19 protein-coding genes, 3 tRNA genes and 1 pseudogene are annotated in these 26368 nt (G+C 74.8%); 12 read left to right on the forward strand and 11 right to left on the reverse strand.

Annotated elements, in window-relative coordinates; genetic code table 11:
- Positions 1-259 precede the first annotated feature (259 nt).
- Positions 260-1036: a pyridoxine/pyridoxamine 5'-phosphate oxidase gene (locus ACZ58X_RS25640; RefSeq protein ID WP_470335936.1), complete on the forward strand. Its 777-nt coding sequence runs from the start codon at positions 260-262 to the stop codon at positions 1034-1036.
- Positions 1037-1107: 71 nt separating this feature from the next.
- Here the strand turns inward: ACZ58X_RS25640 and ACZ58X_RS25645 are convergent, their stop codons facing one another.
- The gene (locus ACZ58X_RS25645) at positions 1108-2172 is read right to left on the reverse strand and encodes an EamA family transporter (RefSeq protein ID WP_470335937.1); all 1065 of its coding nucleotides are present in this window, start codon (positions 2170-2172) and stop codon (positions 1108-1110) included.
- A gap of 163 nt (positions 2173-2335) precedes the next feature.
- Between ACZ58X_RS25645 and ACZ58X_RS25650 the strand changes: the two genes are divergently transcribed.
- The 3 genes from ACZ58X_RS25650 (at position 2336) to ACZ58X_RS25660 (ending at position 6298) form a co-directional block, all read left to right on the forward strand.
- Positions 2336-3205, forward strand: coding sequence for a DUF1906 domain-containing protein (locus tag ACZ58X_RS25650; RefSeq protein WP_470335938.1), 870 nt, complete (start codon positions 2336-2338; stop codon positions 3203-3205).
- Positions 3206-3254: 49 nt separating this feature from the next.
- Entirely contained in the window at positions 3255-4475 is a 1221-nt protein-coding gene (locus ACZ58X_RS25655) for a hypothetical protein (protein ID WP_470335939.1), read from the forward strand.
- 161 nt (positions 4476-4636) lie between these two features.
- Positions 4637-6298 carry a long-chain fatty acid--CoA ligase gene (locus ACZ58X_RS25660; RefSeq protein ID WP_470335940.1) on the forward strand — a complete coding sequence of 554 codons (1662 nt, stop codon included), beginning with the start codon at positions 4637-4639 and terminating at the stop codon, positions 6296-6298.
- A 60-nt stretch (positions 6299-6358) separates the two neighbouring features.
- Here ACZ58X_RS25660 and ACZ58X_RS25665 read toward each other — a convergent pair whose 3' ends face one another.
- Complete coding sequence (locus ACZ58X_RS25665; RefSeq protein WP_470335941.1) at positions 6359-9817, reverse strand: hybrid sensor histidine kinase/response regulator; 3459 nt, start codon at positions 9815-9817, stop codon at positions 6359-6361.
- Positions 9818-9994: 177 nt separating this feature from the next.
- Here ACZ58X_RS25665 and ACZ58X_RS25670 point away from each other — a divergent pair.
- From ACZ58X_RS25670 to ACZ58X_RS25680, 3 genes are all read left to right on the forward strand, one after another.
- Positions 9995-10088, forward strand: a tRNA-Ser gene (locus ACZ58X_RS25670).
- A 185-nt stretch (positions 10089-10273) separates the two neighbouring features.
- A tRNA-Arg gene (locus ACZ58X_RS25675) sits at positions 10274-10349 on the forward strand.
- A gap of 31 nt (positions 10350-10380) precedes the next feature.
- A tRNA-Arg gene (locus tag ACZ58X_RS25680) sits at positions 10381-10456 on the forward strand.
- 74 nt (positions 10457-10530) lie between these two features.
- Here the strand turns inward: ACZ58X_RS25680 and ACZ58X_RS25685 are convergent.
- Positions 10531-10890, reverse strand: a complete 360-nt coding sequence (locus ACZ58X_RS25685; protein ID WP_470335942.1) for a globin family protein — start codon at positions 10888-10890, stop codon at positions 10531-10533.
- Here ACZ58X_RS25685 and ACZ58X_RS25690 point away from each other — a divergent pair.
- The 4 genes from ACZ58X_RS25690 to ACZ58X_RS25705 all read left to right on the forward strand — a co-directional run bounded on the left by ACZ58X_RS25690 (position 10868) and on the right by ACZ58X_RS25705 (position 16981).
- Positions 10868-11161 carry a hypothetical protein gene (locus ACZ58X_RS25690; RefSeq protein ID WP_470335943.1) on the forward strand — a complete coding sequence of 98 codons (294 nt, stop codon included), beginning with the start codon at positions 10868-10870 and terminating at the stop codon, positions 11159-11161. The two genes, ACZ58X_RS25685 and ACZ58X_RS25690, sit on opposite strands and share 23 nt — an antisense overlap.
- 322 nt (positions 11162-11483) lie before the next feature.
- Complete coding sequence (locus ACZ58X_RS25695; RefSeq protein WP_470335944.1) at positions 11484-14489, forward strand: Ig-like domain-containing protein; 3006 nt, start codon at positions 11484-11486, stop codon at positions 14487-14489.
- Positions 14490-14684: 195 nt separating this feature from the next.
- The gene (locus tag ACZ58X_RS25700; protein WP_470335945.1) at positions 14685-15968 is read left to right on the forward strand and encodes an SPFH domain-containing protein; all 1284 of its coding nucleotides are present in this window, start codon (positions 14685-14687) and stop codon (positions 15966-15968) included.
- Complete coding sequence (locus tag ACZ58X_RS25705) at positions 15965-16981, forward strand: C40 family peptidase (RefSeq protein ID WP_470335946.1); 1017 nt, start codon at positions 15965-15967, stop codon at positions 16979-16981. Before ACZ58X_RS25700 ends, ACZ58X_RS25705 begins: the two co-directional genes overlap by 4 nt.
- Positions 16982-17037: 56 nt before the next feature.
- On the opposite strand, the gene ACZ58X_RS25710 is transcribed toward ACZ58X_RS25705, so the two are convergent.
- Complete coding sequence (locus ACZ58X_RS25710) at positions 17038-17991, reverse strand: aldo/keto reductase (protein ID WP_470335947.1); 954 nt, start codon at positions 17989-17991, stop codon at positions 17038-17040.
- 155 nt (positions 17992-18146) lie between these two features.
- On the opposite strand from ACZ58X_RS25710, the gene ACZ58X_RS25715 reads away from it, so the two are divergent.
- Complete coding sequence (locus tag ACZ58X_RS25715) at positions 18147-18350, forward strand: hypothetical protein (protein WP_470335948.1); 204 nt, start codon at positions 18147-18149, stop codon at positions 18348-18350.
- A gap of 53 nt (positions 18351-18403) precedes the next feature.
- Here the strand turns inward: ACZ58X_RS25715 and ACZ58X_RS25720 are convergent, their stop codons facing one another.
- From ACZ58X_RS25720 to pelF, 7 genes and pseudogenes are all read right to left on the reverse strand, one after another.
- Entirely contained in the window at positions 18404-19399 is a 996-nt protein-coding gene (locus ACZ58X_RS25720; protein ID WP_470335949.1) for an endo alpha-1,4 polygalactosaminidase, read from the reverse strand.
- 22 nt (positions 19400-19421) lie between these two features.
- Complete coding sequence (locus tag ACZ58X_RS25725; protein ID WP_470335950.1) at positions 19422-20117, reverse strand: spherulation-specific family 4 protein; 696 nt, start codon at positions 20115-20117, stop codon at positions 19422-19424.
- A complete protein-coding gene (locus tag ACZ58X_RS25730) occupies positions 20114-21031 on the reverse strand; it encodes an NAD-dependent epimerase/dehydratase family protein (RefSeq protein ID WP_380396445.1) in 918 nt (305 codons plus the stop codon). The genes ACZ58X_RS25725 and ACZ58X_RS25730 overlap by 4 nt, the downstream gene beginning before the upstream one ends.
- Before the next feature lie 125 nt (positions 21032-21156).
- Positions 21157-21858, reverse strand: a pseudogene (locus ACZ58X_RS25735) (nucleotidyltransferase family protein); the annotation flags it as partial.
- A gap of 73 nt (positions 21859-21931) precedes the next feature.
- Complete coding sequence (locus ACZ58X_RS25740; protein ID WP_470335951.1) at positions 21932-22924, reverse strand: SDR family NAD(P)-dependent oxidoreductase; 993 nt, start codon at positions 22922-22924, stop codon at positions 21932-21934.
- A gap of 80 nt (positions 22925-23004) precedes the next feature.
- Positions 23005-24558 carry a hypothetical protein gene (locus tag ACZ58X_RS25745; RefSeq protein WP_470335952.1) on the reverse strand — a complete coding sequence of 518 codons (1554 nt, stop codon included), beginning with the start codon at positions 24556-24558 and terminating at the stop codon, positions 23005-23007.
- Between the two features lie 150 nt (positions 24559-24708).
- Entirely contained in the window at positions 24709-26223 is a 1515-nt protein-coding gene (gene pelF, locus ACZ58X_RS25750) for a GT4 family glycosyltransferase PelF (protein ID WP_470335953.1), read from the reverse strand.
- Positions 26224-26368: the final 145 nt, after the last annotated feature.

Here is a 26368-nt window from a genome sequence, read left to right on the forward strand (position 1 = left end):
GCGGTGCCGCCATCGGCACCGCCCACGAGTGCGTCCGGGCCCGGGGCGCCTACGAGCCCTGCCCGCGCGCCCTGCCCGCGCGCGCCCTGCCGCGCGCCCCGCCCCCGCGAGCGGCCGGGATCCCGCCAGCGAGGGCCCGCGCCCGGAGCCGTCGGTCCACGGCGGTACGGTTGCGCTCCGACAGCGCTCCACGTGGCCGGGCCCGGAACGGACGGCCCGGTCGGGGCGGCGACCGCGGCAATCGGAAGGAAGGCGCGCGATGGCGGCGGAGGACGAGGGCCTGACCGGCCCGGACGGGGCCAGGCCCGCACCGGAGCCGCAGCCGGAGCCGTGCCCGGCACCACTGGACGAGCGCCGGCCCGGGCCGAGGTCCGTCCCCGAACTGCTGCTCGGCCGCCCGCCGATGGCCCGCCCGCTGCCCTCCTTCGACCCCGCGGCCGCCCCCGCCGAGCCCGGCCCGCTGTTCGTGGACTGGCTCGCCACCGCGCTGGACGCCGGGGTGCTGGACCCGCAGGCCTTCACCCTCTCCACGGTCGACGCCGACGGCATGCCGGACGCCCGGGTGCTGGTGCTGCGCGACGTGGACGCGGCCGGTACCGGCTGGAACTTCTCGGCGGCCGCCGACAGTCCCAAGGGCCGCCAGCTCGCCCACCACCCGGCCGCCGCGCTGAGCGTCTACTGGCCGCAGCTGGGCCGCCAGGTCCGGGTGCGCGGCAGTGTCGAGCGGGCCGCCGACCTGGTCGCCGCCGCGGAGTTCGCCACCCGCTCGCCCGCCGCCCGGGTGGGTGCGCTGGTCGGCCGGCAGAGCGAGCCGCTGGGCGAGCTGACCGAGTACGACGAAGCGGTGGCGGTCGCCCGGCGCCGGCTGGAGGCGACCCCGGATTCCGTCGCGCCCGGCCACGCGGTCTACACCCTGTGGGCGCACGAGGTGGAGTTCTGGCAGGGCGACGCCCAGCGCCGGCACGTCCGGCTGCGCTACACCCGCACCGGTCCGGTCCGCACCCCGGAGTGGTCCCGCACCCTGCTCTGGCCGTAGGCCGGCGCCGCGACACCGGGCCGGCACGGCCGGACCGGTACGGCCGGACCCGTCCGGTCAGCCCCGCACGGTCAGCGCCGTCCGGTCAGCGTGGCCCCCACGCTGGCCGCGACCACGCAGCCGATCCCGGCCAGCTGCGCCGCGCCCAGCAGCTGGCCGAGCACCACCAGCCCGACCAGCGCGCTGACCGCCGGCTCCAGGCTGACCAGCACGCTGAACACCCGCTGGGGCATCCGCCGCAGCGCCGTCATCTCCAGCGCGTACGGGAGCACCGGCAGCAGCAGCGCCACCCCGGCCGCCGAGGCGAGCAGCACCAGGGGCGATGCGCCGGGGGCGGTCAGCCCGTCCCAGGCCTCGCCGAGCCCGAACGGTGCGAGGAACAGCGCGCCGACCGTCATCGACACCGCCAGCCCCTGGAAGCCCTGGAAGGCGGCGCCGACCTTGTCGGTGAACAGGATGTACAGCGCGTAGCAGCCGGCCGCGCCGAAGGCGTAGAGCAGGCCGACCGGGTCGAGCGAGCCGCCGCCGTCCCCCTCGCCGAGCAGGGTCAGCAGGACGACCCCGGCCGCCGCGAGCAGCGCCCAGAGCAGGTGGCTGGCCCGCCGGGCGAAGACCAGGGCGACCGCGAGCGGGCCGAGGAACTCGATGGTCGCGGCGGTGCCCATCGGCAGCCGGTCGATCGCCCCGGCGAACAGGAAGGTCATCCCGGCGGAGGCCATGCCGAGCAGCGCGGCCGAGGCGAGGTCGCGCGGGCGCTTGTCGCGCAGCCGGGGCCGGGTGACGGCGAGCAGGATCACCGCGGCGAAGCCCAGCCGCAGGAAGGTGGTGCCGCTGACCCCGAGCGGGCCGAACAGCGGCTTGGACAGGGCGATGCCGGTCTGCACCAGGAACATCGCGACCAGACACAGAAGCGGCGCCGGGATCCTGTCCGGGCGCCGCAGGGCCTTGCCGATCCGGCCGGTGGACCGGCCGGGGCGGAGCCCCGGGGGCGCCGTGGAACCGGGCTCCCCACCTCGTCGCCAGCTGCCCCGCTCGCCGGCGGGCTCGCCCTTGGGGGCGGGCGGCATGGCAAGGGCCTCGGCGACGGCAGCGGCCGAGGTGGGGGCGATGGTTTCGCCGGTGTGGGAGCTGGGCATGCTGACGAGTTTGCCGTAAGGAGTGACAAACCAGCAAGCTCGTTACAACCCGTTCACGGAAACCGGGACGGATGCGGACGGGTGCGCCCGAAAGGGTGGGCTCGAACGGGCCGCGCGGCGTGGTTGACGCGTTCGTCCGATGGTCCGTCAGTATCAATGCGGGGTGCGCTATCTCCGCCCGGCGGCCCTCCTCGCCGCCTCCCTCGTGCTCCTGCTGGCCACCGACGGGACGGGCGTGAGCGCCGAGGCCTCCGCCCCGGCCGCCGCCGTCCCCCGCATCCGGGCCGTCCGGCTCCCCGACCGGATCGGCCCGCCCCGGTTCCGCGACAACTGGAGCGGCACCGCCTTCGACGTCTGTACCGCCCCCTCGACCGAGGCCCTGCAGGCCTGGCGCGCCGCCTCCCCGTACGGGGCGGTCGGCATCTACGTCAGCGGCTCCCAGCGCGGCTGCGCCCAGCCCCGGCTCACCGCGGACTGGATCCACCGGGCGCGCGCGACCGGCTGGCGGTTCCTGCCGGTGCACGTCGGCCTCCAGGCGCCGTGCGCCGACCCGAGCCGCAAGCCCAAGCGGATCGACCCGGCCAAGGCCGCCCAGCAGGGCCGGGACGAGGCCGGCGAGGCCCTGCGCGCGATGCGCGCGCTCGGCTTCGGCAAGGGTGCCCCGATCTACCTGGACATCGAGGCCTACCCGATGCACGACGCCGGCTGCGGCCAGGCCGTGGTCGACTTCGCCCTCGGCTGGACCCAGGCCCTGCACGCGGCGGGCTACCGCTCCGGCTTCTACTCCAGCCTCGACTCCGGCGTCGCCGACCTGGCGGCCGCCGCCCGGGCCGGCAGCGCCCCGCTCCCCGACGCCGTCTGGTACGCCCGCTGGGACGACCACGCCGACACCGCCGGCTCCGGCCCGCTCGGCCCGCAGCTCTGGGCCGCCCACCAGCGCGTCCACCAGTACCACGGCAACGTCCAGGAGACCTACGCCGGTGAGACCCTCACCGTCGACCGCGACCAGGTCGACGGCCCGACCGCCGGGTGACCGCGCGTCGATAGGGTGGCCGCTCACCGAGCAGCAGGGGGGGGGCGGCATGGCCGACGGACAGGAACGCGCGGACGCACCCGGGGACGGCGGGCCGCCGCAGTGGAACCCGTACGCCCGGCCCGTCCCGCCGCAGCAGAACCCGTACGCGCAGCGGGACCCGTACGCGCGGCAGGACCCGTACGCGCAGCAGAGCCAGTACGCGCGGCAGCAGCCGTACCCGCAGCCCGTCCCGCCGCAGCAGTCCTCCGCCCGGCCCGGCCCGCCGCGGTCCGGTGGCCTGCCGGGCCCGCTGCCGCGCCGCAACCGCCTGGTGGTGCTGCTCCAGTTCCTGTTGCAGTGGATCTACGTCCCGCTCTGGATCCTCGCCCTGGTGGTCGTGTTCGTGGTCGTCATCGCGGCCGCGATCTTCTCCAACTACGGTGGTGAGGGCCCCAGTTCGGACGGCTGGCTGAGGGTCGACCGCAGCTTCGTGCCGCCGCGCCGGCTCCGGGCCGAGCTCACCGGCCGCCCCGAGGACTGGGAGCGCTACGTCACCCCGGTCCTGCGGCGCCGCTTCGCGGCCGCCGAGGCGAACCACGCGGCCGGCGGCGGCGAGGTGCAGGTCGACCTCAGCCGCGAGGTGTCCGTCGGACTGGCCGTGCGGCTCTACCGGGGCCTCGGCGCGGAGGGCGTGTTCCGGGTCGCCGAGCGGTTCGGCTGGCAGGGGGAGCCGTCCGGCACCGACGCCCAGCGGGTCCGGCTGGTCCGGCGCTTCCCGGCCCCGGCCGCCCCGCACGCCCCCGCCCCGCAGGACCCGCCGGCCGCGCCCGGCACCCCGTGGGGCCCGCAGCCGGGGCGCTTCGCGCCGCTGCTGCCCGTCATCTTCCTGCTCCAGCTCGGCTACGCCCCGCTGTACGGCCTGCTCACCTTCTGGGTGGACCGCACCGAGCCCGACTACTGGGAGCGCTGGGGTGCCCGCTGGACGGTCGGCCCGCGCGCCTTCCGCGCCGAGTTCACCGGCAGCGCCGCCGCCTGGGACCGGCACGTCCGCCGCATCCTCGCGCGCGAGGCCACCCGCGAGCTCGGCCGCGCCGCCGACGGCTACGGCCGGCTGACCGCCCCGGACGGCACCTTCCTGCGCCGGATCCGGCTGAACCGCGCCACCTACCGAGGGGCCGGGGCCCAGCGGGCGCTGCGGATCGCCGCCGAGCAGGGCTGGACGCTCGACCCGGCCTACACCCCCGACCCCGCCAACTCGCTGCGGCTCTGCCGCCCCGACCACCGCTGAGCCGGGCGGGGCGGAGCCGTCGGCGCGTCCGTGATCCGTGCAACGGGTTCCGGATGCTGACAGCGGGCGGACGGAACGGCACAATCGGGCACGTCCACGCGCATTACCGCCCGGTAGGAAGTGCCGTGGAACCGCCAGTGCCGCCAGGTCGAGGAGGACCCGTGTTCAGCACGATGCAGGACGTACCGCTCACCGTCGCCCGAATCCTGGAGCACGGGTCCACGGTCCACGCCCGTTCCACCGTCACCACCTGGGACGCGACCGGTCCGGTCGTCCGGACCTACGCCGAGGTGGGCGCGCGCGCCGCGCAGCTGGCGCACGCGCTGCGCGACGAGCTCGGGGTGACGGGCGACGACCGGGTCGCGACGCTGATGTGGAACAACGACGTCCACCTGGAGGCGTACCTCGCCGTCCCGGCGATGGGCGCCGTGCTGCACACCCTGAACCTGCGGCTGCCCGCCCAGCAGCTGTCCTTCATCATCGACCACGCCGCCGACCGCGTGATCGTCGTCAACGGCAGCGTCCTGCCGCTGCTCGCCGCCGTGCTGCCGCAGCTCGCGCCCACGCTCAAGCACATCGTGGTGGCCGGCCCCGGCGACCGCTCGGTGCTGGCCGGCTTCGCCGGCGGCGTGCACGACTACGAGGAGCTGATCGCCGACCGGCCCACCGACTTCCCGTGGCAACGGGACATCGACGAGCGCCGGGCCGCCGTGCTCTGCTACACCTCCGGCACCACCGGGGACCCGAAGGGCGTGCTCTACAGCCACCGGTCGATCTACCTGCACTGCATGCAGGTCAACACCGGTGACAACTTCGCCTTCACCCCGCGCGACACCGCCCTGCCGGTGGTCCCGATGTTCCACGTGAACGCCTGGGGCATCCCGCACGCCGCCTTCATGTCCGGCGCCAACCTGCTGATGCCGGACCGCTTCCTCCAGCCCAAGCCGATGGCCGAGATGATCGCCGCCGTCCGCCCCACCGTCAGCGCCGCCGTCCCGACCATCTGGAGCGGCCTGCTGGACGAGCTGGACGCGGGCGACTACGACACCTCCAGCCTGCGCATGGTCGTCATCGGCGGCAGCGCCTGCCCGCCCTCGCTGATGAAGGCCTACGACGAGCGGCACGGCATCCGGGTGCTGCACGCCTGGGGCATGACCGAGACCTCCCCGCTCGGCTCCTTCGCCCAGCCGCCGGGCGGCCTCACCCCCGAGGAGGAGTGGCCGTACCGGATCACCCAGGGCCTCTTCCCGGCCTCGGTCGAGGCCCGGCTGATCGGCCCGGGCGGCGAGCGGATGCCGCACGACGGCGTCTCGGCCGGCGAGTTGGAGGTCCGCGGCCCGTGGATCGCCGCCGCCTACTACGGCGGCGCCGGGCAGGACCCGGTCCGCCCGGAGGACAAGTTCTCCGAGGACGGCTGGCTGCGCACCGGCGACGTGGGCACCATCACCGCCGACGGCTACCTGACCCTCACCGACCGGGCCAAGGACGTCATCAAGTCCGGCGGCGAGTGGATCTCCTCCGTCGAGCTGGAGAACGCCCTGATGGGCCACCCCGAGGTGGCCGAGGCCGCCGTGGTCGCGGTGCCGGACGAGAAGTGGGGCGAGCGCCCGCTGGCCACCGTGGTGCTGCGCCCGGGCGCCGTCGTCGGGCTCAAGGAGCTGCGGGCCTTCCTGGCCGAGCGGATCGCCTCCTGGCAGCTGCCGGAGCGCTGGGCGATCGTCGAGTCCGTCCCGAAGACCTCGGTCGGCAAGTTCGACAAGAAGGTGATCCGGGCCAGCTACGCGGCCGACGAACTGGACGTCACCACGCTCGGCAAGGAGTAGCGGACACACCGGAGGGCCGGCCCCGTACGGACGGGGGCCGGCCCTCCGGTGTGTCCGGGCTCAGCCCGCGGCGGCGATGCCCGCCTCGCCCATTGCGCCGATCCGCCCGAGCAGGTCGACGATCCGGGACTGGACGTCCTCGCTGGTGGAGCGCTCGGCGAGGAAGAGCACCGTCTCGCCGGTGCGCAGCCGGGGCAGTTCGCGCGGGTCGAGGTCTACCGAGGTGTAGACCACGAGCGGGGTGCGGTGCAGCCGGTCGTTGGCGCGCAGCCAGTCCAGCAGTCCGATCCGGCGGCGGCGGATCTGGAACAGGTCCATCACCACTAGGTTGGGCTGCACGCTGCTGGCCCGGGCGACGGCGTCGTTCTCGTCCACCGCGTGCTCGACGTGCATGCCGCGCCGCTCCAGGCTGCTGATCATGGCGGCGGCGATGTCCGGATCGCCCTCGACCAGCAGCACCCGCGGGGCGTGGTGCTCGCCGTCGCGCGGGGCCAGGGCGCGCAGCAGCACGGCCGGGTCGGCCCCGTAGGCGGCGTCCCGGGTGGCCTGGCCGAGGCCCGCGGTCACCAGCACCGGGACCCGGCTGTTGAGCGCCGCGGTGCGCAGCGACTGCAGCGCGGTGCGGGTGATCGGGCCGGTCAGCGGGTCGACGAAGAGCGCCGCCGGGAAGGCGTTCGCCTGGGCGTCCACCTCCTCGCGGGAGCGGACGATCACTGGCAGGTAGCCGCGCGCCTGGAGCGCCTGGCCGGTGGCCGGGTCGGGCTCGGGCCAGACCAGCAGCCGGCGGGTGTTGGCCAGTTCACCGGACGCGGCCTGCGGCTGCTCGGCGTCCGGGCGGTCGCTCCGGGCGGCGGGCAGTTCGGCCAGCGCGCGCGGCGCGGCCGGCACGGGCGGCTGCGGGGCGGCGGGCACCGGGGCGGCGGCCGGTCGCGGTGGGGCCAGTTCGGCCAGTCCGCTGCCGACCGGGCGCGGCCCGGCGGGCTCCTCGGCGGCGGGCAGCGCGGGCCGGGCCGGCTCCAGCGCGCCGCCGGTCTGCGGAGCGGGTGCTCCGGCCGGGGCGTCCGCCCCGGGGCCGGGCGGTACGGAGAGCCGGCGGCGGCGGCCGGTCGGTGCGACGGCGGGCTCGGCCGGGGCGGGTGCCGGACCGGCGGGCAGGGCGTGTTCCAGGCCGGGGTAGACCGGGGTGTCGCCCACGCCGGGGAGCGCGAAGCCGCCCGAGGAGTCCTCGGCGGAGGGCAGGGCGCGGCGTCTGCGCGGCTTGGCCTCGCCGCCCTCCTCGGCGGCGGCGCCGTTCGGCTGCGGTTCGACGGGAGCGGAGGCGGAAGCAGCGGCGGCGTCGGCGGGCGCCGGGCCGAGCGCCAGCGGCTCACGGCCGGCGGGCCGGCCCTGCGCGGGGCGCGCGCCCTCCACGGGTACGGCGTAGGCGGGGCCGGAGCGGCCGTCGTCCTTGCCCCACGGGTCGCTCTGCGCCGCCTCCGGGGCGGCCGGGCCGGTGCGCCCGTAGGCGGGGTCGTTGCCGGTGCCGTTCCACTGCTCGGGGACGGCCCGCTCGACCCGGGCGGGGGCGTTCGGCCACTGGTCGGCGGGAGCGGCCGGGGCGGGGCTCCCGGGGGCCCCGGCTCCGGCGGCGGGCCGGCCGCGGCGGCCGCGGCGCTCGGCCGGGGCCTCCTCGGCGGGTGCCTGCTCCGGCTCGGTGCCCTCGCGGGTGTCCGGCGCGTCGGCGGGGCGGCCGGCGCCGGTCGGGGCGCCGGCGGCGGGGGCGGGGGCGGGTCGGGTGGACTCGGCGGTGTCGGCGCTGGTGGGCAGCTGCGGAATGCCCGGCAGCTCGGGCAGGACGGCGCTGTCGCCCTCCTTGGGCCGGTCCGAGCGGCCCTCGGCGGAGGCGCGTTCGGCGGCGGCCTTCGCGGCGGCCGGGTCCAGCGGCAGCTCGACCACGTAGGTGGTCCCGGCCTTGCCGGGCAGCTCGTGCGGCTGGAGCACGCCACCGTGGCGCTCGACCACCGCGCGGGCTATCGGCAGGTGGACGGGGCTGCCGCCGACACCGGGGCCGCGGATCTCGACCCGGGCGACCTCGCCGCGCTGGGCGGCGGCCAGGACGACGGTCGGCGGTTCGGCGGGCGCCGGCGGGGTGGGCGGGCCTCCCAACCCGGGCACGGACAGTCCGGGGACGGCCAGGCCGGGGGAGGGGGCGGTGGGGGCGTCCAGCGCGAGGCCGGTGCCGCTGACGTCGGCGACCAGGTGGGCCAGCGCCTGGGCGAGCCGACGCTCGTCGGCAATCACCTCGACCGCGGCGGCGTGCACCGAGAAGCGCACCCGGCCGGGGCCGACCAGCTCGCCGGCCTCCTCGACGGCCCGGCGGACCACCTTGTCCAGGCCCACCGGGACCCGCTTCGCGGTCCTGCGCCCGCCCTTGCCGTCCTTGCCGTCCTTGGTCTCCTTGCCGTCCCGGTCCTCGGCCGGTGCGCCCTCGCCGGCCTCGGAGCGCTGGTGCTCCAGCACGCCGTCGATCAGCTTGCCGAACCGGCGGCACTCGTCGGCGAGCCGGCGCAGGGTCCAGTTGGCCTCGGGCCAGAGCTGCCCGGCCGGGTCGGCGGCGAGGCGGTCCAGCCGCTGGTTCAGCGCGCTCAGCGCGCCGCCGAGCTCGCTCTCCAGGACGGCGGTGAGGTGCTCGTTGCGGGCGACCAGGGCGAGTTCGCGGCTGCGGTCGGTGAAGGTCATCACCGCGCCGACCAGCTCGTCGCCGTCCCGGACCGGGGCGGTGGTGAGGTCGACGGTGACCGGGCGGCCGTCCTTGCGCCACAGCACGGTGCCGCGCACCCGGTGCTTGCGCCCGGAGGTCAGGGTGTCCAGCAGCGCGGACTCCTCCAGCGCCAGCGGGGTGCCGTCGGCCCGGGAGTGCTGGATCAGCGGGTGCAGCTCGCGCCCGCCCAGCTCGCTCGCCCGGTACTCCAGGATGTGCGCGGCGGCCGGGTTGACCAGGACGCAGCGGCCTTCGAGGTCCACACCGAGCACGCCCTCGGCGGCGGCCCGCAGGATCATCTCGGTCTGCTTGTGCTGGCGGCGCAGTTCGGTCTCGACGCCGAGCCGCCCGGAGAGGTCGCGGACCAGCAGCAGGAGCAGGTCGGAGGACGAGGAGGCGCGGGGGCCCTCGCGGTAGGGCTCGTAGGGGGAGCGTCCGTAGCCGTCGCCGCCGTCGGTGGCGAAGTCGTTGCCGGAGACCTCAACCGGGAAGGTCGTCCCGTCGGTGCGGTGGGCGGTCATCCGGACCGGACGGTCCAGGGCGTCGGCGTCGCGGGTGGCCGGGCGCATCGAGCCCGGGATCCGGCTGGGGTCGAACTCGGGTAGCAGGCCGAGCACGCCCATGCCGACCAGCGAGGTGCCGGGCGCCTGTAGCGCCTGGACCGCCGCGCTGTTGGCGTCCACCACGGTGCCGTTGCTGTTCACCAGCAACAACGCTTCGGGCAGGGCGTCGAGTATGGCGTCGAGGCGAGCAGCGCCTCGGATCGGCCTGCTGCTCACGTCGACAGGTCTCCTCGGCTCAGGGCAGCTCCTCCGGAGTCGGCAGTATCTCATTCTTCTTTGCGGCGGGAGCGACCCGCCTAGTAACGTTGGCGGTGGTTGGTGCCGAGCCCCACGGTTGTGGCATCATCACTGACACACGGAACGGGCCCGCTCGCGCGGGTGTGCTCCATGTGGGGAGGCTTCGCCTAGTCCGGTCTATGGCGCCGCACTGCTAATGCGGTTTCGGGGTTATTCCTGATCGAGGGTTCAAATCCCTCAGCCTCCGCCAGCCGGGGAGCCCCGTCGACGATCACGTCGGCGGGGCTCTTCGCATGTCCGGGGCCCGTCGGCCGGCCGGCCGGGACGGGGGCCGCGGGTGGCCGTCCCGGGGTCGGATCAATCGATTTCGTCCTGCGTCGCAGGTCATGTAATGTTGTCCACGCAACGCCCCGGGGGCATGGTTCACCAGGGCGAGCGCTCATAGCTCAACGGATAGAGCACTTGACTACGGATCAAGAGGTTGCAGGTTCGAATCCTGCTGAGCGCACCAAACTCCGCAAGATCGGGTTCGCCCGTTCCTTGCGCTCATAGCTCAACGGATAGAGCACTTGACTACGGATCAAGAGGTTGCAGGTTCGAATCCTGCTGAGCGCACCAGCGAGAAGCCCCCGGCCACCGGCCGGGGGCTTCTCCGTTTTCCGGGCGCCGGCTCCGGCGGTGCGTGACGCCGCTCACTCCAGGTCGGTCCGGTTGATCCAGGGCACGTTCCGGCGGTCCAGGAACCAGTCCGAGCTGGTGAGCGGCCGGGCCCGGTTGAAGGTCACCGGCGCCGGGTCGTGCCGGACCGGTTCCGGGGCGGCCCCCAGCGCGAGCAGCAGCTCGGCGAGCCGCTCGGGCTCGTCCAGTTGCAGCACGATCCGGGTGGGCGCGGCGAACAGCCGGTCCCGTTGCTCGTCCAACTGGGCCGGGAAGAGCGGACGCAGCCCGGGGTGGTGGCTGAACAGGTGGGCGTAGAAGTAGGTGGCCAGGTGATCGGCCCGGCGTTCGACGACGGCGAAGCTGGCGCGGATGACCGCGGGGTCGAAGGCCACCACGCCGCCCCGGCTGGACCGACCGGGCTTCGGTGGGGGCCGCGCCCACGGTGTCGGTGTGCTCCAGGCGGGTGACCAGCGCGCCGGGGGCGGCGAACAGCCGGTCCTGCTGGTCGCCCAGGTGTTCGGCGAAGAGGCCGCGGACGCCGGGATCGTGCTCGAACAGGTGCTGGTGGAAGTATTCGGCGACGACCGGGCCGTGCGGCTCCACCGCGGCGAAACCGCGCTCGACGAGTACGGGGTCCATGGTCACGGTGCCCGACTCTACTGAGCGGGTAGGTAATTCGAACAGAGTTCTCCGGTGAATGGTCAGGTGCCGGACACTGGTGTCCGTCTGGTCAGCCGGAATTACCCTCTCTCCGCCATTCGGGTGGGTCCGGGCGCTCCCGGCGGGATCCATTACCGCCTAATGGATGAAATGCAGTCGTTTCGGGTACATCCCGTCCTGCCGCCCGGATGGCCGCCAATCGGGTGGGACGCGGCCAAAAGCGCAGGTGTCGGAGTATGACCGGTCCAGGATCGTGATTCCGTTTTGTCGGATCTTGTGCCCAGACTGCCCGCCGCCCCGGCAGCCGACCGTGAAGGAGAGCCGGATGAGCCGACAGTTCCCCCGCACAGCTGCCGTCCTGGCCGTTCTCACGGTCGGGGCGCTGACCGGTTGGAACACCCCGCTCTCGGTGGCCCGACAAGCTCCTGATTCCTGGTCGGCCGAACACCGGGCGGTGCTGCCCTCCGGGCTCGTCGTCCAGTTCGACCTCACGGCCGAAACCGGAACGGCGGTCACCGCCGAAGCGGGCCGATTGGCCGATCGCTCCGGAGGGGGGCGTTCCGTCGGATACGCGGACGGAATGCACGCCGGAGACCCGGCCCAGACCTTCCTCCTCACCCCCGACCGTCCGCAGGCGGACGGTTCCTGGCGCACCGTCGGAACCCTCCGACTGGGATTCTCCCGGCCGGTCCGCAATCCCCGGCTGCACCTCAGCGGACTCGCCGCCGTCGCCACCGGGAAATCCGGCACCACCAGCACCGCGGCCCGACTGACCCTCACCGGCGGATCCCCCGCCGCCCCCGGCCTGATCGGCCGCACCGACTGGCCCGGCTGGACGGTCGACGGCAACTCCCTGGCGCCCACAGGCCCCGACGGCTCCACCGACGCCGCCGCGGGCTCCGCCGCCGAGGGCACCCTGGAACTCACCGGGACGGTCCGCACCGCGGTGTTCCGGATCGAGCAGCGCTCCACCCCCAGGGCCGGCAGCACCACCGCGCCGCCCCTCCTGCGACAGGCCTACACCGTCACCGTGGACGAGGACCTCGGCACCGCGCCGCAGGCCTACGGCAACGCCTCGCACGTGGTCTCCGACCTCTTCCTGGGCGCCGACGCCACCACCCCCGCCCACCGCGACCGCCGCCGCTCCGCCGCCGCCCCCGCCGCCGCCCCCGCCGATCGGCCGCTGGTCGAGCTCGACCACGGCGCGGTCCGGCGCGGCAACCCCTTCGCGAGCCTGCCCACCGGCCCGGCCGGCAGCCCGCCGCCGCCCAAACTCCAGCCCGGCCGCGGCGAGTACCAGGGCGCCGACCCCTCGCTCGGCTTCCCCGACCAGGCCGCCATCGGCCGGTACTACCGGGTCACCGTCCCGGTCGCGGTGGGCGACCAGCCCGCCACCCTGGCCGGCTGGATCGACTTCGACCACAGCGGCCGGTTCGACCCCGGCGACCGGGTGCAGACCGAGATCCCGGCCGGCGCCGACACCGCCACGCTGGAGTGGACCGTGCCGGCCGGCGCCGCCGCCGGCGACACCTGGGCCCGGCTGCGGATCGGCCGCGACACCAGCCAACTCGTGCCCTCCGGCGGCTTCGCCGACTCCGGAGAGGTCTCCGACCAGCGGATCAAGCTGACCGTCGGCGCCGCCCGGCCCGAGGTCGCCGAGCCGGTCGACGGCACCGTGCTGGCCGACGCCCGCCCCAGGATCAGCGGTGAAGGCGCCGTCGCCGGCGCCTCGATGGAGGTCCGGGACGGCGACACCGTGCTCTGCCGGGCCAAGGTCGAACGCAACGGCGACTGGTCCTGCCGCCCCGGCAGCGCGCTCGCGGCCGGGTCGCACTCCCTGACCCCGGTGGAGACCACCAGCGGAGGGGTGGTGCTGCGCGGCGAGCCCGCCAAGGTCACGGTGAAGACCACGCCGCCGACCGCGCCGGTGCTCACCCTCCCCGCCTACACCAACGACCCGGGGCTGCCACTCACCGGCACCGGCGAGGCCGGCAGCACCGTCTCGGTCACCGCCCGGTCCGCCTCCGCCTCCGCCCCCGCCTCCGCCGAACTCTGCAGCAGCGCGGTCCGCACGGACGGCGGGTGGTCCTGCCTGCCGGTCGAGAACCTGGCCGACGGCAGCCACCAGCTCGCCCCCGTCGCCGTCGACGCGGCCGGGAACAGGACGGCCGGACAGCCGGTCGCGCTGGTCGTGGACACCGTGCCGCCGGACAAGCCGGTGCTCACCGCGCCCGCTCCCGGGGAGGTCCTGCGGGTCAGCCGGCCCAAGCTCGCCGGTCGGGCCGAAGCGGGGGCGAACGTCCAGGTCGCGGCCGCTCCGACGGCGGGCGGCGAGCGTACGGTGCTCTGCGGGGCCACGGCGGCGCTGGACGGGAGCTGGAGCTGCACCGCCAACCGGGACCTGGCGGACGGGGAGCACTGGCTGACCGTCACGGTCACCGACCGGGCGGGGAACGGGACGTCGGCGGATCCGGTGCGGGTGCGGGTGGCGGCTGCGGGGGCGGTGAGTCCTTCGGCGGCGAGTTCTCCGGCGGTCAGTCCGTCAGTGGTCAGTCCTCCGGCGGTGAGTCCTCCGGCGGTGAGTTCTCCGGCGGTGAGTCCTTCGGCGGTCAGTCCGTCAGTGGCGGTTCCGTCGGGGGCGAGTGGGGCGGCGTCCGTGGCGGCGAGTGCGAGCCCATCGGCTTCGCCGTCGCCGTCGGTGGTGGTGCCGTCGGCCGTCGGGTCGCCGAGTCCGAGCGAGGTGCCGGCGCTCCGGCCGGTTCCGGTGGGGCTGCTGCCGATCGTCGTGCCGCCGGTGACGCCGCCGGTGCTGGTGGCACCGGCGACGCCACCGGTGCCGGTGCCGTCGGTGACGTCCGTCCCTGCGGTCCCGGTGCCCCCTGCGGCGGCCTCGGTCGGCCCGACCTCCCCCGGTGCCTCCGCCGGCTCCAGCGCCTCGGCCCGTCCGTCGGTTCCGTTCGTTCCCGCCGTCTCCGCCGTCCCCGCCCCGCCGTCCGGCAGTGCGCGGCCGTCCGGGAGTGCTCGGCCGTCCCCGGGCGTCGGCGCGCCGCGAGCCTTGGCCGCGTCGCCCGGCGGCCGTCCGGCTCCGGTGGCCGAGTCCCCGTCGGAGGTCGTCGCCGAGCTGCTGTCGGCCGCCGACCAGGAAGGAAGCAGGGCGAGCGGCGCCGCCGCCCGGCCGTTGCCGGCACCCCCGGCCGAAGGGGCGGCGGCCGCCCGGCCCCGGGAGGCCCGCTGGCACGGCCTGCTCGCCGGGGCGCTGCTGGTGCTCGCCGGAATCGGGCTGATCACCCGTCGGGTGTTCGCCCGTGGATCCGGTGCCCGACGGCGCTGACCTGCGCCGAACCGTCCCTACCAACCGACCATGTGCCTGCGCGTCAGGTCAGCTTTGGACGATTCGTCAGCAAATGTCGACACACGTCGGCTTAAATGTCGCATTTGATGACGTATGAACTTAGCCTGACTCTGGCACTGCCCGTCAGATCCGGGCCGCCCGTTGCGCGACACACCAGACCCAGAGGATCCGTGCATGGACGTCACCCGCGATTCTTCGCAGCGACCCGAAAACCTGCCCACGTCGTTCCCCCCGGCCCTGCCGGAACGTTCCGCCTCCGGCGCCAGCCCGCTGCCCAGGGTCTCGACCGTCAAGGCCGCCAAGCCGGTCGGCCCGGCCGGTTCGGTCGACGGCGGTCCGGCCACGGCCCCGCTGGCCGTCGTCCCCGCGCCGTCCCCGGCCGGGGCCGCCGACCAGCGGGACCCGCTGGAGACCGCCGCCCCGGAGACCGTCGAACTCCCCGAGCTCGGCCCGGCCGGTGCCCCCGCCGCCGCCACCTCGCGCCGCCCCCCGCGGGCGGACCAGGCGCTGCGCGAGCACACCGCCGCCGTCCTGCCCGGCTGGGTCGCCCTGCTGGTGGTGCTGCTCGGCCTGGCCGCGGTGGGCTACGTGCTGCTGCGCACCGGCGTCGTCCCGCACTGGGACGTGCTGCCAGAACTGCGAAGCCCCGCCGTGCGGGCGGGCGACCGGGCCGAGATCGACGCCCAGGCCATCGCGGCGGTCAGCGCGGCCGGGCTGCTGGTGGTGTTCGCATTGGCCGGCCTGCTGGCCAACGCGGGCGGCGAGACCCGGGTGCTGAGCCGCTGGGGCCGCTACCGGGGCACGGTGCGCAGAACCGGCCTGGTCTGGGTCAACCCGCTGCTGCGGCGCCGGCGGGTCGACGTGCGGCTGCGGCACTGGCGCAGCGAGCCGGTCAAGGTCGTCGACCGCACCGGCACCCCGATCGTGGTCCGGCTGCTGATCGTCTGGCGGGTCAAGGACACCGCGCGGGCGCTGCTGGCGATCGAGGACCACGAGAGCTACCTGCGCGAGCAGGTCCAGGCGGTGCTCACCCGCACCGCCTCCACCCTGCCCTGCGACAGCAACGCGGGGCCCGGCCCGGCGCTCCGCGACGGGCAGTGGTTCGCCGACGAGATGACCCGGGCGCTGGCCGCCGAGGCCGCCCCGGCGGGCCTGGAGGTCTACTCGGTGCAGCCGCTGGCGCTGGACTACGCGCCCGAGGTGGCCGAGTCGATGCGCCGCCGCCGGCTGGCCGACCTGGACGCGGGCCTGCGGACCGTCCTGGTCGACGACGCGGTGGAGGCGGCGGCGCTGGCCGTCCGGCGCCTGGAGCGCGCGACCGCGCACGAACTGGACGAGGCCGCCCGCAGCGCCCTGATGGAACAGCTGCTGGTCGCCTTCGTCGCCCCGGCCGGAGTGGCCGCCTCGGTACCGCCCCCGGCCGCCCGGGCCGGGCGGAAGGAAGGACGACCCGCATGAGGATAGCCACCGGCGCGTACGCCGAACCCGGCACCGGCCCCGACGCCGATCCCGGTCTGATCGGCTTCGAGGAGCGCCTGGGCAGCATCCCCGCGATCACCGGTTGCGGCTGCCCGAACTGCGCCGCCCGGCCGCGCACCGCCCGGGCCGCCGCGGTCGGCGGTGGCAGCCGAATAAACCGGGCCGTGCGAAGTACCTGCCTGGCCACCACCGTGCTGGCGGGCGCCGGCGTGGTCGGCCTGACGGCCGGTGCGGGCTCCGCGCACGCGGCGGCCGGCAAGCAGGGCTGGGACGGGTCGAAGTACTGGTTCAAGAACGGCAGCGGTCAGTGGCGGTGGACCAGCCACTACGACGTCTACGCCAGCCGCACCGGCCAGTCCGGCTCGTCCGGTTCCTCCGGGGCGTCCGGTTCCTCCGGGGCGTCCGGTTCCTCAGGTTCGAAGACCGGCTCGAACGGCTCGGCCTCCTCCTGGGGCCTGCGCCAGGGCTGGGACGGGTCGAGGTACTGGTTCAAGAACGGCAGCGGCGAGTGGCGGTGGACCAGCCACTACGACGTCTACGCCAGCCGCACCGGCCAGTCCGGCGGCGGCTCGGACCAGGACTCCGGCGGGTCGGACAGCCGCCCGTCCCCGGACACCACCCCGACGTCCGGGAACACCGAGGCGGCCGTCGACTACGCGCTCGCCCAGCTGGGCAAGCCGTACGTCTGGGGCGGCAACGGCCCGTCCGGCTACGACTGCTCCGGGCTGGTCCAGCAGGCCTACCGGCGCAGCGGGATAGGGCTGCCCCGGGTGGCCGACGACCAGTACGCGGCGACCACGCCGATCAGCGCGGGCCAACTGCGCCGCGGTGACCTGGTGTTCTGGTCGGACAGCGGCCGGGCGTCGGGGATCCACCACGTGGGGATCTACCTGGGCGGCGGCACGTTCGTCGAGGCCCCCAGGCCGGGCAAGACCGTCCGGATATCCACGCTCAACTCGGGCTACTACCCGACCCATTTCGGTCGGCCGTAGCCGGGGAACCCACCGGGCCCCCGACAGCACGCCGCTGTCGGGGGCCCGGTGCGTGCTCAGGCCGAGGCGGTGGTGAGCAGGGCGGTCTGGGCGGGGGTGAGGGTGAGGGTGGCGGCGGCGAGGAGCGGGGGGAGCTGCTCGACGGCGCGGGCGCTGGCGATGGGGGCGGCGACCGTGGGGCGGGTGGCGAGCCAGGCGAGGGCGACGGTGGCGGGCTCGACGCCGTGCTCGGCGGCGACCGCGTCGAGGGCCGCCAGGACCTTGGGGCCGCGCGGCTCGGCGAGGTAGCGGGCGGCGCCCTCGGCGCGGGCGCTGTCGACGCCCGGGCCGCCCGGGCGGTACTTGCCGGTGAGGAAGCCGGAGGCGAGCGCGTAGTAGGGCACGGTGGCGAGGCCGTGCTCGGCGACCACCTCGGCCAGCGGGCCCTCGAAGGTGCCCCGGGACACCAGGTTGTACTGGGGCTGGACCGCGACGTACCTGGCCAGGCCCTCGCGCTCGGCGAAGGACAGCGCCTCGGCGAGCCGCTCGGCGGAGATGTTGGAGGCGGCGACCGCCCGGACCTTGCCCGCGCGGACCAGCTCGTCCAGGGCCGTCACGAACTCCTCGACCGGGGTGTCGTCGTCCCGGTGGGTGTAGTAGAGGTCGATGTGGTCGATGCCCAGGCGGCGCAGCGAGCCCTCGACGGAGGACCTGATGGTGGCCGCGGCCAGGCCGGTCGCCGCGGGGTGGCTGCCGACCTTGGTGGCGATCACGATGTCGTCGCGGTTGCCCCGGCTGCGCAGCCAGTCGCCGATCACCGTCTCGGACTCGCCGCCGGTGTTGCCGGGGGCCCAGGCGGAGTAGACGTCGGCGGTGTCGACGAAGTTGCCGCCGGCGGCCGCGTAGGCGTCCAGCACGGCGAAGGACTGCTGCTGGTCGGCCGTCCAGCCGAAGACGTTGCCGCCGAGGCAGAGCGGGTGGACGGACAGGTCGGAGGTGCCGAGGCGGACCCGGCTCTGGTTTCCGGTCATGCCCGCAGTCAACCAGGCCCGTGCGGCGGGCCGTTCCGTCGGTCACACGGATTTCACGATCCGGTCGTACCGCCGTCGCACGCGCGGGTGGTGGGTTCGCCCGGGGAGGGGTCCGGGGTGTGCCTGAGGTGGGCGGATTCGTTAGAGTCGCAGCCATGGCTGACAACGACTACGACCCCGCCGGTAGCACCCAGATGTTCCGGGCGTTCGTCGACGAGAGCCCGGCGCGTCAGGCACCGGGCTCCGTCTCCACCTACGGCAGCAGCAAGACCGGCGGCAATCGCACCGGCGTGATCGCGCTGATCGCCGTCGTCGCCCTGGTCGTCCTGGGCGCCGTCGTCTGGCTGGCGGTCAAGTGACCCTCGCGCGGGTGACCCGGTGAGGGTCACCCGCGCGACGGGAAGCACCGGCCTCAGCAGGGCTTGCGCCAGGCGTTGAGGTCGAGCTTCTTCTGCATCGAACTGAACCCCAGGGCCTTGGTCTTGGCGCAGAACTGGTCCGTGTCGAGCTTGTACTCGACGTGGAAGACCGCCTTGCCCGCCTTCACGAAGGGCGCGACCCGGTCGCACTCGTCGAACTGCGAGCACTCCTCGTTGACCGCGAAGTCGAAGTCCGGCAGCAGCGCGGAGATCTGGTCCAGGTCGTTCTTGAGGCCGATGGCGAGGCCGCGTTCGTGGGCGAGCTGGGCCAGCATCCGGTTGTACTTGATCTGGTCGTCCGGGGTCAGCGGGAAGCCGCTGTTCTGGTTGTAGGCCTCGATGGTGTCCGGCTCGATGGCGTCGAAGCCCTTGCTCTTGCACATGTCGAAGCGGGCCGCCATCAGTGGCCGCAGCTGGTCGAGCTTGCGGATGTCGAACCACTTCTCGCCCTTCCAGCCGGTGTCCGAACCCTGCAGGGCCTTGGCGAAGGCGGCGGAGTCGGGGCGGAAGTTCTCCCAGGAGCCGGCGTTGATGTAGCAGATCACCTTGCGGCCCTTGGCGTGCAGCGCGGCGACCACGGAGGCGTCGTTCTCGAAGCCGTCGATGTCGTAGACCGGCACGTCCACCGACTGGTCCACGGGGCCGCCGCCGAGCTGCCACTGCCAGGTCAGGCCCGGGGTGGGCTGCCAGCGGGCGCCGGACGGCGGGGTGGTGGCGCCGGGCGGGGTGGTGCCCGGCGGGGTGCCCGGGGCGGTGGTGCCCGGGGTGCCCGGGGCCGAGGTGGTGCCGGGGTCACTGGGCGTGCCGGGGGTGCTGGGCGCGGCGGTGCCGGGGGTGCTCGGCGCGGTGGCCGTGGGCGAGGCGCTCTGGGTGCCGTCGGCCGAGTCGTTGTCGTCCTCCGAGCCCGAGCTGCTGCACGAACTGACCAGCAGGGCGGTGACGGTGGCGAAGGCTATGGCGGCGGGCAGCAGCCGGTTACGGCGGTTCACGGTAGTCGAACTCCGGATCGGGTCAGGTCAGTTCAGCGGCGGTCAGGCCGTGCGGCAGGGTGCGCCAGGGGTTCTCCCCGGCGCCCGGTACGGCGCAGCCGACGCCGGCTCGCCGGGCGGTGATCAGTGCGGAGGCGTCGCGGGCGGACTCGGCGGGGACGTCGTAGACCAGGTGGCAGAAGCGGGAGGCCGCGTGGCGGCCGGTCCACAGCGGCAGGGTCATGGTGCGGTACGTGTCCCAGTCGCCCTCGAAGGTGACCAGCAGGTCGGCCAGGCCGACCTCGGCGTACGCCGGGTCGGGGTGCTCGCCGTGGCCGAACACCACGGTGCCGCAGCCGGCCGCCCGGGCCGCCGTGGCGAGCCGGCGGTAGTGCGCCAGCGCGCCCGGGTGGGTGGCGACCTGGTCGAGGTACACGCCGGTGATGCCGTGGCGCTGACGGTACGTCAGGATGTCGGCGACCACGGCGGCGTGGGGCCGGCGGCCGTAGTCGGTGTCGGCGTAGCCGACCAACGGCAGCCCGGCGGCGCGGAGTTCCTCGGCGGCATCGGCGAAGACGTGGTCCGGGACCTCGCCGGGACCGTCCGCGAGGTTGAGCACCACGGCGGCGATCCGGGCGGGGTCGGCGGCGGCGACCGCCCGCCAGGCCGCCGGGTCCACTGCGGGGTGGACGTACAGCGGCACCAGCAGGCGGCCGTCAGGGGTGGCCCCGGCGGTCATGCGACCACCGGGGTAGGCGTCGGTTCGGCGGTGCTGAGCCAGAGGTCGCGCAGGGTGTCGGCGAGCCCGGTCTCCGGGTGCCAGCCGAGTTCCCGGGCGGCGGCCGACACGTCGGCCTGCTGCCAGGAGACCGCGGCCGAGCGCTCGGAGCCCGCCCCGCTCTCGTCGATCCGGCCGGTGAAGCCGGACGCCGCGACCAGGCCCTCGGCGATCGCCCGGACCCGCTGGGCCCGGCCGGAGGCGAGGTTGAGCACCCGGGGGAGCGGGCCCTCGGCGGTGACGGCCAGGCCGACCGCCCGGGCGATGTCCCGGGCGTCCACGAAGTCCCGGTAGGCGGAGAGGTCCCCGACCGTCACCACGGCGTCGGCGCCCTCGGGCGCCGCCCGGCGCAGTTCGGCCGCCAGCCGGCCGGGCAGCGAGCCCGCCGGGGCGCCCGGGCCGACCGGGTTGAACACCCGCAGCACCACCGCGTCCAGCGGCGAGCCGGCCACCGCGAGGGAGCCGGCCAGCTTGGTCGCGCCGTACACGCCGACCGGACGGGCGTCGGCCTGCTCGGAGAGCGACTCGCCCTCCGCGCAGACGCCGTACTCGCCGGCCGAACCGACGTGCACCAGCCGGGCCTTCGGGGCGCCCAGGGCGAGCGCCTCGCAGAGCACCGCCGGTCCGCGGGCGTTCACCTCGGCGAGCTTGACCGCGCTGCCGGCCACCGCGCCGGCGAAGTTGACCACCACGTCGGGTGCCAGCGCGGCCAGTTCCTCGCCGAGCGGGCCGGCCTGGGCGGTGCCCAGGTCCAGCCGGAGGTCGTGGGCGGGCCGCCGGCCCGCGGTCAGCACGGTGGCCCCGGGCAGTGACCGCAGGACGGCGGTGGCGTGACGGCCCAGGAAGCCGTCGCCGCCGAGCAGCAGGATTCTCACGCGGCCCGTCCGTCGCTCTCGGCGCCCGCGGTGGCGGGCTGCTCGGCCGTGTCGTCCGGGGCGGTGCGGGCGGCCGGGACCGGCAGTTCCGCGACGCCCGGCACGGTGCCGGCCGAATCGAAGGGCATCAGGACCGGGCGGATCGAGGAGAACTCGGCGTTCGCCCGGTCGTAGTCGTCCGGGCGGCCGATGTCCAGCCAGTAGCCGCCGAAGTCGTACGCGGCCGGCGGGGTGTCGGCGGCCAGCAGGTCGAGCACCAGCTCGTCGAAGCCCAGCGGCAGGCCCGGGGTGTACTTGGCGAGCGCCGAGCGGGAGACGCCGTACACGCCCATGGAGACCCGGTAGTCGATGCTGGGCTTCTCCTGGAAGCCGGTGATGGTGCCGGAGTCGGTGGTCAGCACACCGAAGTCGATCTTCACCTGACGGGCGTAGGTGGCGATCGTCAGCGGGGCGCCGGACGTCTCGTGGTGCTTGAGCACCCCGGCGAAGTCCAGGTCGGTGAGGATGTCGCCGTTCATCACCAGGAAGTGCTCGGGCAGGCGGTCCTGCATGGTGAGCAGCGGGCCCATGGTGCCGAGCGGGCTGTCCTCGACGGCGTAGCCGACCCGCAGGCCCCACTGGGAGCCGTTGCCGACGTAGGCGCGGATGATGTGGCCGAGGTGGCCGATGGCCAGGGTGACGGTCTTGAAGCCCGCGGCGGCGAGCTGGCGCATCACGATCTCCAGGATCGCGTGCTGGTCGCCGATCGGGACGAGCGGCTTGGGAAGCGCGGTGGTGTACGGGCGGAGGCGAACGCCCTTACCGCCGGCCAGGATCACTGCGTGCATGGTGTTTCCCCCACGGAAAGGATGTGTAGGACACGAACCTCGGTTACCAGGACGAGCAAGATCGTTTCGGCGGTCAGACGTTGTAGATGTCGGTCTTGTAGCGGGCCAGGTTGGCCGGGTCGCGGAAGAACTCGATGGTCTGCTCCAGGCCCTGCTCCAGCGTGAACTGCGGCGCCCAGCCGGTGGCCGCGCGCAGCCGGGTGGCGTCCGCGACCAGGCGCATGACCTCGGAGTTGGTCGGACGGATGCGCTGCTCGTCCTCCTTCACCACCAGGTCCACGCCCATCAGCTTGCCGACCAGGGTGACCAGGTCGCCGACCGAGATCTCGCCGCCGGTGCCGGCGTTGAAGGTCCGGCCGACCACGGTTTCGGCGGCCGCGGTGCCCACCGTGCGGAAGGCGTTGGCGGTGTCCTTGACGAACATGAAGTCGCGGGTCGGGCGCAGGTCGCCGAGGGTGATCTCGGTCTGGCCGGCCGCGACCTGGGCGATCACGGTCGGGATGACGGCGCGCATCGACTGGCGCGGGCCGAAGGTGTTGAACGGGCGCAGGGTGACGACCGGGGTCTCGAAGCTGGCGTGGTAGCTGTCGGCCAGCCGGTCCCCGCCGGCCTTGGAGGCGGCGTACGGGGACTGGGTGTTGATCGGGTGGTCCTCGGTGATCGGCACGGTCTGCGCGGTGCCGTAGGTCTCACTGGTGGAGGTGTGCACCAGGCGCGGGATCTCCAGGTGGCGCACGGCCTCCAGGACGTTCAGGGTGCCGGTGACGTTGGTGTCCACGTACGAGTGGGGGGCGCGGTAGGAGTACGGGATCGCGATCAGGGCGGCCAGGTGGTAGACCGCCTCGGTGCCCTTGACCAGGCCGTTGACCGAGCCCGGGTCCCGGACGTCGCCGAGGATGATCTCGACCGAGTCCAGCACCTCCGGCGCCAGGGTCTCCAGCCAGCCGAAGGAGGAGAAGGAGTTGTACTGGACCATCGCGCGGACGTGGTGCCCGTCGGCGACCAGGGTCTCGACGAGGTGGGAGCCGATGAAGCCTTCGGCTCCGGTAACCGCGACGCTGCTCATGCGATTTCGCTTTCTCGTTTTCGGGAGCAGCCGGACGTCTGAGCACGGCCGGCCGGTGGTGCCTCGGAGGAGGCGGATTATCAGCGGTGTTGGGTGGTGCGGCCGAGCGCGGGCCCGGCGGTTGCGGTGAGGACGAGGGCGGCCGCCCCGCAGCCGGTCAGCTGCAGGACGATCGGGTCCGCACCGGTCAGCAGCCCGACGCTCTCGGCGGTCGCGGCGGCCAGACAGATGAGGGCGGTGCTCCAGCTGAACCCGAAGGCGTTCAGCAGCAGCGCCAGCCAGAGCGAGCCGCCCAGGAGCAGCATCGCGCCGAGCTGCGGCACGCCGAGCGACGGGGCGCCCGGCCACAGCACGGTCGCGGCGGCGTCCAGCGCGGCCACGGTGGTGAGGTAGATGAACAGGCAGCCGAGCAGGATCCCGCCGGTGCGGCGGGTGAACTGCCCGGTGGTGTGGCTGGTGCGCAGCGCGGCCACGGCCATCGCCCGGTAGCGGAACAGCAGCCACTCGGCGAGGCCCAGGCTGAGCGTCAGGGCGATCATGGCCGGGCCGGTCGGGGTGGTCCGCACCTCGTGCACGGCGTGCGCGCCCTGGGCCGCGGCGTGCACCGCGGGGCCGGCCGCCCGTACGGCCTGGTGGATGGTCTCACCCAGCCCGGCGATCAGCGTCAGCGCGCCGCAGGCCAGGCCGAACAGCAGGTGCGGGACCTCCTGGCGGATCGGCAGCCTCAGCTCCACGCCGTCCCGTTCGCCGGCCCGGGCCGCGACCAGCAGCTCCCGGACGGCCAGGCCGACCGCGAGCACCACCGAGGCGAGCAGCACCGCCGTCCGGACCAGCTCCGGCACGTCGATCGCCAGCACCACGCCCGCGCCGACCGAGGCCGGGGCCAGCGCCAGCAGCAGGAACTTCTCCCGCCCGAGCACCAGCAGCGCGGTGGCGGCCGCCAGGTAGCAGGACTGCCCCGCGGCGAACCACAGGGCGCCCAGCGGACCGCCGACCACGTACGCGGAGGCGGCGGCCAGCAGCGCGCCGACCGGTGCGCCGACGGCCAGGCAGACCGCGGCGTCCCGGCGGCGCAGCCGGCTCAGCCAGCGGTACGCCCGGTGCGCCAGGGCCTGGTTGAAGCCCCAGCTGACCAGCGTGGCGATGGACAGCGCGAGCATGCCCGAGGGCAGGCCGAAGCGCATCCGGGTGGTCGCGAACAGGTTGGCGCCGAGCAGGTAGCCGAGCCCGGGCAGGGCGAACACCAGGCCGCGCACCACGCACCGCCAGGGGTCGGCCCGCCAGGGGTTGGCGAACTCGGAGCTCGGGCCCGGGTAGCGGCGCTCGACCTTCTCGAACAGCTCCTCGGCGACGGTGAACGCGTCGGGGCGGCCGTACAGCAGCGCGGCCTGCTCGTCGGACAGGCCGTCGGACTCCAGGAAGGCCGCGATCTCGTACGGGTGGACGGCATCGGCGCAGACGTCGCGCAGGCGCTCGGCCAGTTCGTCCAGCGGGTCCTCGGAGAGGCCGAGCTGCTCGGCCGGGTCGGGCTCGGCCGGCGGGGCGGGGCGGCGGCGCTTCAACGGCAGGGTGCGCAGCTGCATCGTCCGCTCGGCGCCGCCCTCGTCGGGGACCAGGCGGATCGGACCGCTCATGCGCCCACCTCGCTGCGCTCGGCGGCCGCTTCGCGGAACGCGCACCTGCTGATGGTTCGCTCGCTTCGCTCGTTCACGTGCCCACCTCGCTGGGCTCGGCGGCCGCTTCGCGGAACGCGCACCTGCTGATGGTTCGCTCGCTTCGCTCGTTCACGCGCCCACCTCGCTGGGCTCGGGACGGGCGGCGGCCAGCTGCTGGTCCCAGTCCGGGCTGGGGACGGCGTCGGTGACGGCGACCATGCCGCCGGGCATCCAGCGGGAGGTGCCCAGGAGTTCGGTGTAGATGCCCCGGAAGCCGTCGATGTTCTGGCGGAGCGTGAACTGCTCGATGACCCGCAGCCGGGCGCCCTCGCCGAGCCGGGCGCGCCGCGCGGGGTCGCGCAGCAGCTCGATCGCGGCGGCCGCCATCGGTTCGGGCTCGCGCGGCGGGACGACCAGTCCGGTGTCGCCGACCGCCTCTCGCACGCCGCCGACGTCGGTGGAGACGGTCGCGCGGCCGCAGGACATGGCCTCGATCAGGGTGAACGGGAAGCCCTCGCTGATGCTGGAGAGCATCACCACGTTGCCCGCCGCGTACGCGTCGGTGATGTCGGCGACGCGGCCCTCGAAGGCCACCGAGTCGGCGATGCCGAGCTCGGCGGCCAGGGCTATGCAGCCGTCCCGGTACGCCTCGCCGCCCTTGGGGGTGCCCCCGAAGAGCCGCAGCCGCGCCTCGGGGATCTCCTGGTGGACGATGGCGAAGGCCCGGATCAGCGTCTCCAGGTCCTTGATCGGGTCGACCCGGCCGGCCCAGCTGAGGGTGGGCGTCTCGGGTTCCGGCCCGGCGGGCGGGAACGCGGCCGGGTCCACGCCGTTGTAGACGGTGCGGATGTGGTCGGACGGGGTGCCGCCGCGCTCCTCCCAGCGCCGGTTGTACCGGTTGCCGGGGGTGACCAGTGCGGCCTGCCGGTAGCTCTCCTCGGCGAGCATCCGGTAGAAGCCGAGCAGCAGGGCCTTGACCGGCCAGCGGTACGGGCCGGTGCGGTAGCCGAGGTAGCGCTCGCGCAGGTAGATGCCGTGTTCGGTGAGCAGGAACGGTACGCCGTACTGCTGGGCGGCGATCAGCCCGGGCAGGGTGGCGAGTCCGCCGCTGGCCGCGTGGGCGACGCCGTCGGTGGGCGGGTCGACCGAGAGCGGCCGCAGCGCGTGCTCCAGGAGGTCGGTGGCGTTCAGCGCGTCGTGCAGGGTGGGCCGGGAGACCGCGGTGGGCAGGTAGTCGCGGGTCCACACGTGCTGGAGGGTGCGCAGGGCGCGCTCGCTGCGCAGCGCCGGGCTGAGCAGCCCGCGCCGGGCGAGGTCGGCGAAGCCGTACAGCTCGGTGCCGAAGTGGGTGGTGTAGACCGGGTCGAGGATGGAGTGCAGGAAGCGCTCGTACGCGTTGAGGAAGCGGCGCATCTCCTTGCCGCGCGGTGCCCGGCCCTCGGAGGCCGGGCCCCACAGGGGTGCGGTGGTGACCGACCGTACGTTGGCGGGCAGCTCCCAGGCCAGCGGTTCCTGGCCGGTTCCGGTGACGGCGATGACGTCGAAGTCGACGTCCGGCATGCCCTGGACGAGCTGGTCGCACCAGACGCTCACGCCGCCGTGCTGGTGCGGGTACGTCCCCTCGGTGAGCAGGGTGACGCGCATCTCCTGTCCCCCCTCCTGTTCTTGCGTCGGTTGTCCGGCCTGGGTGGCCGGAGCGGGAGCCGTGGGGGGGGGGGGGGGGGGGGGGGGGGGGGGGGAACACCAAAAAAGAGAGAGAAGGGACTAGGTCGAGAGTGTCGGCGTGAGA

This window comes from Kitasatospora sp. NPDC040550, from assembly GCF_055594965.1.

What these genes read in the sequence shown, in the direction of transcription:
- ACZ58X_RS25705 (WP_470335946.1), top strand. Translation starts at nt 15,965, where the DNA reads ATGAGGATAGCCACCGGCGCGTACGCCGAACCCGGCACCGGCCCCGAC.
- ACZ58X_RS25740 (WP_470335951.1), bottom strand. Translation starts at nt 22,924, where the DNA reads ATGAGCAGCGTCGCGGTTACCGGAGCCGAAGGCTTCATCGGCTCCCAC.
- ACZ58X_RS25710 (WP_470335947.1), bottom strand. Translation starts at nt 17,991, where the DNA reads ATGACCGGAAACCAGAGCCGGGTCCGCCTCGGCACCTCCGACCTGTCC.
- ACZ58X_RS25700 (WP_470335945.1), top strand. Translation starts at nt 14,685, where the DNA reads ATGGACGTCACCCGCGATTCTTCGCAGCGACCCGAAAACCTGCCCACG.
- ACZ58X_RS25655 (WP_470335939.1), top strand. Translation starts at nt 3,255, where the DNA reads ATGGCCGACGGACAGGAACGCGCGGACGCACCCGGGGACGGCGGGCCG.
- ACZ58X_RS25695 (WP_470335944.1), top strand. Translation starts at nt 11,484, where the DNA reads ATGAGCCGACAGTTCCCCCGCACAGCTGCCGTCCTGGCCGTTCTCACG.
- ACZ58X_RS25745 (WP_470335952.1), bottom strand. Translation starts at nt 24,558, where the DNA reads ATGAGCGGTCCGATCCGCCTGGTCCCCGACGAGGGCGGCGCCGAGCGG.
- ACZ58X_RS25645 (WP_470335937.1), bottom strand. Translation starts at nt 2,172, where the DNA reads ATGCCCAGCTCCCACACCGGCGAAACCATCGCCCCCACCTCGGCCGCT.
- ACZ58X_RS25690 (WP_470335943.1), top strand. Translation starts at nt 10,868, where the DNA reads ATGACCGCGGGGTCGAAGGCCACCACGCCGCCCCGGCTGGACCGACCG.
- ACZ58X_RS25715 (WP_470335948.1), top strand. Translation starts at nt 18,147, where the DNA reads ATGGCTGACAACGACTACGACCCCGCCGGTAGCACCCAGATGTTCCGG.
- pelF (WP_470335953.1), bottom strand. Translation starts at nt 26,223, where the DNA reads ATGCGCGTCACCCTGCTCACCGAGGGGACGTACCCGCACCAGCACGGC.
- ACZ58X_RS25725 (WP_470335950.1), bottom strand. Translation starts at nt 20,117, where the DNA reads ATGACCGCCGGGGCCACCCCTGACGGCCGCCTGCTGGTGCCGCTGTAC.
- ACZ58X_RS25640 (WP_470335936.1), top strand. Translation starts at nt 260, where the DNA reads ATGGCGGCGGAGGACGAGGGCCTGACCGGCCCGGACGGGGCCAGGCCC.